Origin of the sequence: uncultured Lactobacillus sp., assembly GCF_944327175.1 — a bacterium.
Classification (GTDB): Bacteria; Bacillota; Bacilli; order Lactobacillales; family Lactobacillaceae; genus Lactobacillus.
This window is the reverse complement of record NZ_CALVGT010000064.1, coordinates 1-9,682: the sequence shown is the minus strand read 5'-3', so window position 1 is coordinate 9,682 and position 9,682 is coordinate 1. Positions and strand designations below refer to the sequence as shown.

The window sequence follows — 9,682 nt, the reverse complement described above, 5'->3', positions numbered from 1 at the left end:
TGGGGCGGTCACTTGTGGTCATCAAGCTACTATATTGGAACCGTTGGAAACATGTCGAAGGATACCGTGGAAAGATACATCAATGATCAGGTCTATAACGCAAAAAAGGCCGGCAAGCCCGAAAGTCCACCCATTAAAAATAGGTGGACTTTCGGGCTTGCCGGCCATGTCAATAACTTGGGATAATGTCCCGAAAAAATTAAATTATTAGCGGGGAAAATTCCCCGCTATTTTTATGTGAATTTGTGATACTTGTGCGCTTTGTTCTGCTGCGCGATGAACGAAGTACGCTTCCAAGGATGGGACATCGGTGGAATATACTTTTTCCGCTGTTTCTTTTTCTCGGTCTCAAAATCGATATCTGGTGAGACTCTGGCATTCTTCGGAATCTCGGTCAAGGCATACACTTTCTCGTCAACGGTGACCAACAATTGACCATCTAATGCTTGAATAACCAGGCATTTAGTGCCTTTGGCAAAGCAGATAAGCTTGTTTGAGGCGTCTGTAGCTTGATAATAGTGATTCTTGTAGGAGATGGCTGATCCACTGTCAAACGTACGTGGAGACAATACCGCTAGCGTATAGTTGATCTTCTCGTTGTCAGGGCTGTCTGCGAAAACTGATTCAAATCTGTGAATATCCTGCCCGAACTTGTCGTTGAATTTCGGCACAAAAATCTCCCGCAGATACTTGTTGGCATCTTCGATTGTAGTTATATTGTGAAGCCTCAGTTCGGGCTTCAAACGGCTTTGTACAGTCTGGTTTGCCCGTTCCACCATGCCCTTGGCCTGTGAGACACTAGTGGTTACGATATCTGTTCCCAAGGTCTTGCAGGCATATCCAAATTGCGTAAGAACGTCTTTGTGCTCTGCTTTGGTTTTAGCCGTCTCATAATTAAAAACGGTTCGATTGTCGGTTTTGAATCTAAGAGGAATGCCATAATTCACGAGAATCTGCTCATAGACGTGGTAATAGGCTTTCAGGGTCTCCTGCCAGTCGAAGTAGGCGCCAACCAGGTTGCCTGTGGCGTTGTCTATTGCCAGGTGCAGGTGAGCCTTCTTATCGCCAAACCAAAGCAGAGAAGAGGCGTCCATTTGGATTTCTTCGCCGAAGTATTTACAGCGCTCGTGACGTGGATGAGCATCTTCTATAGCTATTTGATGATCGATAACCACTTCAGAAACTTTGGCAGCCTGTTTTGGGTGATCCCGATACCACTTCTTTTTGGCCATTTTCCGCTTTGTCTGTCTCCAAGGTTTGGGCGAAAGGATGTAGTTGTCTTTGAGCAGGTTGTAGACCTTGGTGTAGGAAACAGAAATGTGTTCGATCTCCTCGAGCAACTCGACAAAGTGGGTCAAGTTGCAGTCTTGATATTTGGTACGATATAGGGTTACAATTTGTTTGTTAATTTCTGTGGTGAGACAATTAACAGGTGAGCGGCCAGTGTTCCCATGAACAAAGGCCGCTTTTCCTTTGCTTCGATACTGGTTAATTCTTCTGTTTAGCTGTCTGACAGAGATGCCTAAGATCAGTGCAGCTCTTTTCTTGTTCCCGCCATGATCAACCAACTCTTTAATGACTTTGTATTGTTCTTCGTATTTCATAGTTAACCTAACTTTCTTCATTGTCTGTAACCTCCGATATATGGAGATTATGCCAGACATTTTCCTTTGTTAATACTTAAGACATTATCACTTGTTAAACACAAGGTGGACTTTCGGGCTTGCCGGCCATTGACAAAATCATTAAAAATATTTGCTACAAGTCCAGCAGGCCGTCTTCATCAAGGATTTTCACCTGCTTACCGGTCCTTTTCAGATAGCCCATTTTTTCAAGGAGTTTGAATTTGCGGGAGAGGGTTTCGGGAGTAGTTCCCAAGTAAAGGGCAATATCTTTCATCTTCATGGACAGCTGAACCTGGTCGCTGCCAGCCACCTTAGCCAAGTCCAAAAGGTAGCTGGCCAGTCTTTCTTCAACCCGCTCCATGGCCAGGAACTGGGTCTGTCTTTCCGTTTCCAGCAGCTTCTGGGCGCTGAGTTCCAGAAGTTTGAGGGAGAGCTGGGGATTTTCCAAGAGAACCTGGTTGAAGTCTGCCTTGCTCAAGCTGCAGATTTCCGTGTTCTCCATGGCCTGGCCGAAGAAGCTGTCATTTTCCAGGCCAAAAAGCTGCTTTTCCCCTTCATAGTCACCCGGCTGGGCAACCCGGAGCAGCTGCTCGCGGCCGCTGGCGGACAGCTGGTAAACCTTCATGTTTCCCCGGGCCACGATCTGTAGCTTTTCATCCCCTGGCTGGAAAATCGTCTCACCTTTTTGATAGCGCCGGTGGCTAGCCAGAGAATTGATCTTAAGCTGGTCTTTTTCTGGCAGATCCGCGAATAAGGGAACCAGACTGACACATATATGCTGCATTTTGCTCTCCTCTGCTGGTAAAAATTAGCCCTGGACCAAGTGGTCGAATTCTTCCAGGGTCTGGTAGGTCTTAGTCATCGCCCCGCAGGCATCAGCCGGGATGGCGTAGTCCGCGGTCAAATCCCGCAGCTTGCTGAAGTCGGCAGTCAAGTCTTCCTGGCCGGATTTCACCTTCTTTTGAATGTCTTCGTAAACCTTGCGGACTTCAAAGACTTCCGGGTGGTGGGCGCCGTGGGCCTTGGTAATTGCCTGCGTATACAAGTCTAACATTTCATCGTTCTTGGTAAAAAATTCCTTGATCATCATTTGTCTCCTTTTTTCTTTATCAGTCTTTTTTCTTGTTTTTGCTTTTTGCTTTTTTCTCTTATTTAGCGCTGGCCTTCAAGACGTCATAGCCGATATTTTTGACGGCTTGCGTGATCGTGTCCAAATTGGTTTTATCCGGATCGAAATTAGCCTTGGCCTTGCTTGCATTGAAGAGGACCTTGACGCTGGTCTTTTCAACCCCGTCGACATTGGCGATGGCCCCCGCGATCTTCTGCATGCAGGTCGGGCAGGCTAAAGTTTCGAGTTGTAAAATTGCTTTTTGCATGATTTCTTGTCCTTTCTTTTTCCTATTGGATACTTTCGATGCCCTTATTATACGGGCCTTCTGCTTGCGAAAAATTGTTTTCTATCAACTTTCGTGATTTTTGCAATTTTGACCGGTAAGCCAGAAGGCGCATGGCGTTTAAGATCACGACCAGGATGCTGCCTTCGTGGACAAACATCCCGATGGCCATGTTCATCCATGAGCTGGCTAACACGCTGACCAGCAGGACGGCTACGACAGCCAGGGCGATGGTGATGTTCTCAATCATGTTCCGCCGGGTGGCCTTAGCCAGGGCCAGAGCACGCGGAATCCGGTCAAAGCTGCCGTTCATCAGGACCACGTTTGATGTTTCAATCGCCACGTCAGTCCCGCTGCCCATGGCAATCCCGATATCTGCCCGGGCCAGTGACGGACTGTCGTTGATCCCGTCGCCGACAAAGGCCACGATTTCACCGGCTGCCTGCCGCTTTTTGACAAATTCCGCCTTGTCTTCTGGCAAAAGCTGGCCATATGCCTCAGTGAGGCCTAGTTCTTCCGCTACCAGGTCAACCGTCTTCTGGTTGTCGCCGGACAAAAGGAGCAAGTTCTTGACACCCAGCTTCTTTAAAGCAGCCAGGTCTTCCTTGACCCCGGCCCGGATCTCGTCCTTTAAGCCTAAAGCAAGTTCCAGCTGCCCGTTTACAGCCACCAGAACCAGGGAATTGCCTGCACTTGCCAGCTCTTCCAGGTTCTTTTCCATTTCCTTTGTGACTGGGACATGGTACTGGTCAAGCAGGTAGCGGTTGCCAACCAGGACCTGCCGGCCAGCTACTTGAGCAACGATCCCGCCGCCCTGGAGGACCTGGGAAGATTCAACTTCTTTAGCTTCCAGGTCTTCATAGTAGCCAGTGATGGCTTTGGCTAAAGGGTGGGCAGATTCTTTTTCCACGCTGACCAAAAGCTGTTCAGCCAGCTGGCCCTGGCCGTACTTTTTCACCTGGCTGACCCGGGGGTCGCCGTAAGTCAAGGTCCCGGTCTTGTCGAACATGATCGTGTCGACCTTGCTGAACTTGGTGATGACTTCACTGCCTTTAAAAAGAATCCCCTGCTTGGCCCCGTTCCCGATCCCGGCCACGTTGGAGACCGGAACCCCGATAACCAAGGCGCCTGGGCAGCCGAGAACCAGGATAGTTACGGCCAGTTCCAGGTCTTGGCTGATAAGGCCAACAATGATGGCCAGGAGCAGGACGACTGGGGTGTAGTACTTGGAGAAGCGGTCAATTAGACGCTCAGCCTGGGACTTGGAGTCCTGGGCTTCTTCGACCAGTTCGATGATCTTGCCAAAAGTCGTTTCATCCCCAACTTTTTCTGCCTTGATCCGGATAGTCCCGTTTTCCAAAATAGTACCGGCATAGACCGGATCACCGAGCTTTTTGCCTAAAGGCATGGACTCACCGGTAATGCTTGCTTCGTTGGCCGTCCCGGAACCGTAGACGACTTCCCCGTCGACCGGGATCTTGCCGCCGGTCTTGACCAAAAGGATGTCCCCTTCGTCCAGGTCGTCTAAGTCGACTTCTTCAAAGTCGCCGTCTTCAGTTTGCCGAAGGGCGGTTTCTGGCACCATCTCCACCAGTTCCTTGATGGCTGACCGGGTCTTGGCCAGGGTCTTTTGTTCAAGGTAAGCCCCGAACAAGAAGAGGAAGGCCACGATGGCAGATTCTTCAAATTCCTGGATGACGAAGGCACCTAAGATGGCCAGGGTCACCAGCAAGTCGATACTGATGACTTTGACCTTTAAGGCCTGCCAAGCGGATGCCGCGATCGGGAAGCCGCCGATGAGGGAGGCGGCCAGGAGCAGGCCGGACGCCCCTGTTTCACTTTTAAATAACCACTTAGCGGCAAAGGCCAGTACGATTAAGATGCCCGAAATTGCCGTCAGCCGGTTGCGATTTTTCATTAACCATTTTTGCATTGATCTTTCGACCTCCTTGCTTTGATGCTTTTAATATACCGGGAAAGCGGAATTCCCCAATTGATTTCTATCAAGATCGGGATTTTTGCAAAATTTTTTACGAAAAAAGCCATCCAGGGGAGCTGATCCTCTGAATGGCTTTTATAGTTGCTTAGTCAATCCGCTTGATCTTGCCGGCAGCGATTGGCAAGGTGACGTGTTGGTCATAATGGTCGTTGATCTTGCCGCCAACGCTTTCTGGCAATTCCAGGTCAGCTGGCACGCCGTGGATGTAGACCACCCGCTTGTCCAGGGCCAGGTCCTGGTCGTTGAAGACTTCCTTGAACTTGGCTTCCAGCTTGGCTAAGTCGACGTCTTTTTCATAGCTGTAGTAGCCGTTTGCGTCGGCAACTGGGTAGTTGTCGTGGGGGATGCACATTTCGTGCGGAGCCGCGTCCAGGGGCACCATAGTCGTGCCGGAGACCGGTTCGGTTTCCAAGAGGTCGATAAAGCCGTCGTGGTTAGTGTCCTGGGCAAGGGTTGGCACTTGAGCATCCTTGCCGTCCGGGAAGCCATGGAAGTGTTCCCAGTGCTGGATGTTAGCCGGGGTGTCGAACATCTCCAACTTGATGTGGAGCTTGTCAGCAGCAGTCGTGAACTCTACGTAACCGTGAGCCTGGCTGCCAATTTTTTCTGCATTAAGAGCCGTAATGTCGGCGCGGTATTTAGTCATATTTTTTTCCTCAACAAATCATGGTTATCGCTTTAACGTTAAAGTGAGTTTTAACTACTTAAAAATAACTGTCTCACGTCATGACTATATTAAGTATACCACATAATAAGCTCACTTGCCATTTATAAAATAACGGCTTATTGGAATAAGCTTTATATAAAAATATTATCAACTTTCTTTCAGCTTGAGCCAGTCATCCTCCAAGATAGCCATTATGATATCATCCGCATATTGGCCCCTATCCAAAACTGCATCCCGCAAAATGCCCTCCCGCTTGAAGCCTGCCCGCAGGTAGGCTTTTTCCGCGCGGGGATTAAATGAGAAGACATCCAGTTCAAGCCGGTGCAGGTGCAGCTGGTCAAAGGCGAAATCCCGGCTCACTTCCACCGCCCAGCTGCCAATGCCCTTCCCTCTTTCCGCCGGATGAAAGATGCAGATGCGGAAGTTAGCACGGTACAGGTCCCAGTCGATTTCATTAATCACGCTCTCTCCAATGATTTTTCCAGCCGGATCTAAGATCAAAAAGAAGTATCTGTCTGTTTCTTCGATCGCTTTTAGGAAAAAAGAAGTGACTTCTTCCTTGGTAAAATGCTCTTTGCAGCCAGTCAGTCTGGCCACTTCCTTGTCCAAGGGACAGTAGTTCTGAGAATAATAATCCTCCACATCGCTGGCTTGTGCCAGGCGGATTGTAAAGCCATCTTTTTGCCAAGTTGCCTTCATGTGACTGTTGTTCCTTTCGTCCAACTAGCTCTTTTTTCGTCCAATTTTGTCCGATTTTGGACGAAAGAGCAAATAATTGGACGAAAAAAGTCCCTTCACGCTTAAACATGAGGGTACTCTTCTGCTTGCTTCGTAATATTAACCTTATAGGAGTCCATGCAGTTCCCCCAAAACCCGCTTGCGAACATCCTCTATAGATGAAACTTCTCCATTATCCGCTTGACGAAGCCCTTCTGCTATTCGCGCATCAAATTCTTCACTAGTCATCTCGCCCAGTGTCTTCGGAGCTGAGATATTCTTTGATGGCTGAAATGGAAGGCCGTTATCTGTAATAATCTGTCTATAGAACATGTTGATTGCTACAGAGGCTGGGATGCCCATGCCTTTTAAGATAGTTTCTGCCTTTTCCTTAACTTTAGGTTCTACTCTTGCACTGACATTCGCTGTTCTTGCTGCCATACGACCAACCTCCTTATATTATTTCTATGAGGATAGTAACACATTGTATATCGTTTCGCAATCTATTTGAATACATCCGTTAGAATGAATCATAACAGCATACTGTGGTCCCCACCGCAGTTTGCAACTTTTCCACAGTCTCGTCAAACCGCCTTTTTTTATCAAAAAAGTGGCACCCACCTCTCCTTTTCAGAAAGACAGATGCCGCTAACTATATTTTTTTGTCATCGCTTATTTCGTTTCCTTCAGCGTGTCCTAGATGACTCCCAGCATAAATTCCACAAAAGAACTGCTTTCTCCCAGTTCATCAGACTTGCCAAGTGCCTGGTAGTACTCTCCCTGTCTGGACCGGATCAGTTCCCCTATTGGCAGCCAGAAAAAGATTTAATTCTATTTACCCAGCAGCAAACTATGCCAGAGCCGGCCCATTCTCCCGTTGCCATCGGCAAAAGGATGGATGAACTCAAACTCATAATGGAAAATCGCGCTCTTAATCAAGAGATGGACTTTAGAATTACGATACCAAGTAATCAGATTTTGAATCTCACCTGGGACAAGTATGTTGTCGGTCATCTGAAATGGCGGTACGTATTCACTCATCCCTTCCCCCCCTCTTCTCATTTCCCGTCACCTCCCCAGACCTCAACGCAGAATCCTCTGTGACCACATGCGGTGCAGGTCAGCTTTCGGGTGGTTGGCGTATGATTCGCCCAAAAGGCCTCCTTCAAAATCGGTTTAAACAGCTCGTGACATTCCGGGCAGATATATTTCACCTGTCTGAAATAATACCTGCTGACAATTATTCCCCAGGGAATAGCCACCAGCACCCAAAGTACAAATGGCCACCATATGCCTTTGACGATCCAGAAAATGATGGAAAAGCATTGCAGTGCCGTGACTGGGATTCCAGTCAGAATCATCATCCAGCGCATTCTTTTCAGTTTCTTCTTACCTTCCATGATAACGGCTATGTCACCGATAGATTCGAGAGAGAATGACTCATGGCTTTTCAGTCCGTTTTTCAATTCACGCAGCTTTTCCAGTTTTTCCTGTTTATCAGAGATTTCATCCGAAAGGGATTTTTCCTGATGCTCAATTAACAGTGAGATCACTTTTTCGGGATGCTCTTCATTCAAGATCTGTGAGATAGCATTGATGGGAAGATCCAGTTCCCTTAGGAAGCAGATGATCTTCATGCGTTTCAGATCGTCATCTGAATAAAGCCGTCTCCCGCCTTCAGATAACTCACTGGGGATCAGGATACCTCTGGTATCATAATACTGAACTGTCCGGACTGTAACGCCACAGAGCTTTGCAAGTTCCCCCGTCGTGTATTTTGACACAGTCTTCACCTCCTTCACGTCAAGAATAGCTCATAACGCAGCGTCACAAGCACCCCATTACGCAAGGTAATTTTCCAAAAAAATCTATCTTTTTCTCAAAAGCTCCCCGCCTCCACATGTGGCGTCCGACTCATACCAATCACACATTGCCTCAAACGCTGAGACAGTGCGGTTTGTCGCTGCTTTCTAAGGATTAATTTCTACAGCAATTTGACTAAGATGAGTGCTTGCTTATCATACCCAGTCTCACTATTTTAACATTTCATTAGCAAACGGAAACTCAATGAACGCTACTATGTTACAGCGTACTTAGTACCTGTCGAGTACGCTATAACAATGATTCAAGAAATCAATGCTATAATTTAGTTATCGAATATCACAAGGGGTGAAATAGCAATGGGCGCCTTTAAATTAATCAGTAAATGGAACAGAACCTCAGAGACTTTCCAAGCTCAACAATACATTCTTAATTGGGCTAAGGAAGAAGATTTAGTGAAGATTGAAGAAGCCATCAAAGAACGCCGAGAAGAGCTAGCTAAAAAAGAATCCAAGAAATAGTGGTGGTGAATATTGCCCCACTATCCACATTCATGCATAACAAAAGATCGTCCTGTTAACTTTGGTGATGTGACCCCCAAAATTGGGACAATTTAGTATTACGCCGTTAAGGTTGTTAAAACATGATTCCGATATTCAATCGGGGTCATGTTTTTTCGTCCTGTATTTATGTTCTTGGACGTAGAACATCTCCCGCTTAAGAATGCCGAAGAAGCCCTCCATTAAGCCCTCATCAAGAGAATTACCCAACCTGGACATACTCTGATCGATCCCTCTGTTAGCTAGAGCGGCTTAATATGATTGGTGCTGATATTGCCAGCCACGATCTGAGTGGAAAATAAGCCCGTTAAGAGCCGGGTGCTTCTCAAATGAGTCATCTAGCATGGTCATCACTTGCTTAAGGTCTGGGTACCTAGAAATGTTGTAGGAGATGATTTCTTGGGTTATTAGATTAGTCGTTTGGCGAGCGCGGCGCTTACCGAGGTGGGGAGGCGGCTACTCGCTGAACTAGTGTATTTACACTTTCTGGAAAAAGTAAGAGTGGCGACGCAGCGCGTTTTTAGCGGGATGCGGTTAGATAGAAAATTTTGTTGGTTTTGGGCCGCGTTGTCAGGGGGATTTTAGACAAAAAATAATCCAAGTCCATGTCGGACCTGGATTATTCGGGAAGAACTACTTCTTCGTAGTCTTCTTTACGTTCTTCTTAGTGCTCTTTTTAGTTGACTTCTTTGAAGCCTTCTTAGTTGACTTCTTTGAAGCCTTCTTGGTGCTCTTCTTAGTTGACTTCTTTGAAGCCTTCTTGGTGCTCTTCTTAGTTGACTTCTTTGAAGCCTTCTTAGTGCTCTTTTTAGTTGACTTCTTTGAAGCCTTCTTAGTTGACTTCTTTGAAGCCTTCTTGGTGCTCTTCTTAGTTGACTTCTTTGAAGCCTTCTTGGTGC

At 47.1% G+C, this 9,682-nt stretch carries 14 protein-coding genes and 1 pseudogene; 3 read left to right on the top strand and 12 right to left on the bottom strand.

Translation table 11 applies throughout. The features are described 5' to 3' along the window. Window positions 1–186, top strand: a 186-nt coding sequence (locus tag Q0J41_RS08490) for a transposase (RefSeq protein WP_296228451.1), incomplete at its 5' end; no start/stop codon positions are given. A gap of 47 nt (window positions 187–233) precedes the next feature. Here Q0J41_RS08490 and Q0J41_RS08485 read toward each other — a convergent pair. The 8 genes from Q0J41_RS08485 to Q0J41_RS08450 all read right to left on the bottom strand — a co-directional run bounded on the left by Q0J41_RS08485 (window position 234) and on the right by Q0J41_RS08450 (window position 6,843). Further along, window positions 234–1,604 (bottom strand): ISNCY family transposase, encoded by a 1,371-nt coding sequence (locus tag Q0J41_RS08485; RefSeq protein ID WP_206987429.1) that lies wholly within the window; start codon window positions 1,602–1,604, stop codon window positions 234–236. Window positions 1,605–1,758: 154 nt separating this feature from the next. Next, the gene (locus Q0J41_RS08480; protein ID WP_296228445.1) at window positions 1,759–2,409 is read right to left on the bottom strand and encodes a Crp/Fnr family transcriptional regulator; all 651 of its coding nucleotides are present in this window, start codon (window positions 2,407–2,409) and stop codon (window positions 1,759–1,761) included. A 24-nt stretch (window positions 2,410–2,433) separates the two neighbouring features. After that, window positions 2,434–2,715: an iron-sulfur cluster repair di-iron protein, ric gene (locus Q0J41_RS08475; protein WP_296228443.1), complete on the bottom strand. Its 282-nt coding sequence runs from the start codon at window positions 2,713–2,715 to the stop codon at window positions 2,434–2,436. A gap of 58 nt (window positions 2,716–2,773) precedes the next feature. Continuing rightward, window positions 2,774–3,001 carry a heavy-metal-associated domain-containing protein gene (locus Q0J41_RS08470; RefSeq protein ID WP_009559129.1) on the bottom strand — a complete coding sequence of 76 codons (228 nt, stop codon included), beginning with the start codon at window positions 2,999–3,001 and terminating at the stop codon, window positions 2,774–2,776. A gap of 22 nt (window positions 3,002–3,023) precedes the next feature. Further along, window positions 3,024–4,952 (bottom strand): heavy metal translocating P-type ATPase, encoded by a 1,929-nt coding sequence (locus Q0J41_RS08465; RefSeq protein ID WP_296228437.1) that lies wholly within the window; start codon window positions 4,950–4,952, stop codon window positions 3,024–3,026. 151 nt (window positions 4,953–5,103) lie between these two features. Continuing rightward, on the bottom strand, window positions 5,104–5,664 hold the full coding sequence (locus Q0J41_RS08460) for a hypothetical protein (RefSeq protein WP_296228434.1): 561 nt from the start codon (window positions 5,662–5,664) through the stop codon (window positions 5,104–5,106). 168 nt (window positions 5,665–5,832) lie between these two features. Next, a complete protein-coding gene (locus Q0J41_RS08455) occupies window positions 5,833–6,384 on the bottom strand; it encodes a GNAT family protein (protein WP_296228432.1) in 552 nt (183 codons plus the stop codon). Between the two features lie 144 nt (window positions 6,385–6,528). Further along, entirely contained in the window at window positions 6,529–6,843 is a 315-nt protein-coding gene (locus tag Q0J41_RS08450; RefSeq protein WP_296228430.1) for a type II toxin-antitoxin system RelB/DinJ family antitoxin, read from the bottom strand. Here Q0J41_RS08450 and Q0J41_RS08585 point away from each other — a divergent pair. Continuing rightward, window positions 6,823–6,873 carry a hypothetical protein gene (locus Q0J41_RS08585; protein ID WP_366937253.1) on the top strand — a complete coding sequence of 17 codons (51 nt, stop codon included), beginning with the start codon at window positions 6,823–6,825 and terminating at the stop codon, window positions 6,871–6,873. The genes Q0J41_RS08450 and Q0J41_RS08585 overlap by 21 nt on opposite strands. 360 nt (window positions 6,874–7,233) lie before the next feature. Here the strand turns inward: Q0J41_RS08585 and Q0J41_RS08445 are convergent, their stop codons facing one another. Then, complete coding sequence (locus Q0J41_RS08445; protein WP_296228428.1) at window positions 7,234–7,443, bottom strand: Fic family protein; 210 nt, start codon at window positions 7,441–7,443, stop codon at window positions 7,234–7,236. Window positions 7,444–7,460: 17 nt separating this feature from the next. Continuing rightward, the gene (locus Q0J41_RS08440) at window positions 7,461–8,186 is read right to left on the bottom strand and encodes a MerR family transcriptional regulator (protein WP_296228426.1); all 726 of its coding nucleotides are present in this window, start codon (window positions 8,184–8,186) and stop codon (window positions 7,461–7,463) included. A 396-nt stretch (window positions 8,187–8,582) separates the two neighbouring features. On the opposite strand from Q0J41_RS08440, the gene Q0J41_RS08435 reads away from it, so the two are divergent. Next, window positions 8,583–8,744: a hypothetical protein gene (locus tag Q0J41_RS08435; RefSeq protein WP_296228424.1), complete on the top strand. Its 162-nt coding sequence runs from the start codon at window positions 8,583–8,585 to the stop codon at window positions 8,742–8,744. Window positions 8,745–8,842: 98 nt separating this feature from the next. Here Q0J41_RS08435 and Q0J41_RS08430 read toward each other — a convergent pair. After that, a pseudogene (locus Q0J41_RS08430) lies at window positions 8,843–9,188 on the bottom strand (DDE-type integrase/transposase/recombinase); the annotation flags it as partial. A 228-nt stretch (window positions 9,189–9,416) separates the two neighbouring features. Continuing rightward, window positions 9,417–9,682, bottom strand: a 266-nt coding sequence (locus Q0J41_RS08425) for a hypothetical protein (RefSeq protein WP_296228422.1), incomplete at its 5' end; no start/stop codon positions are given.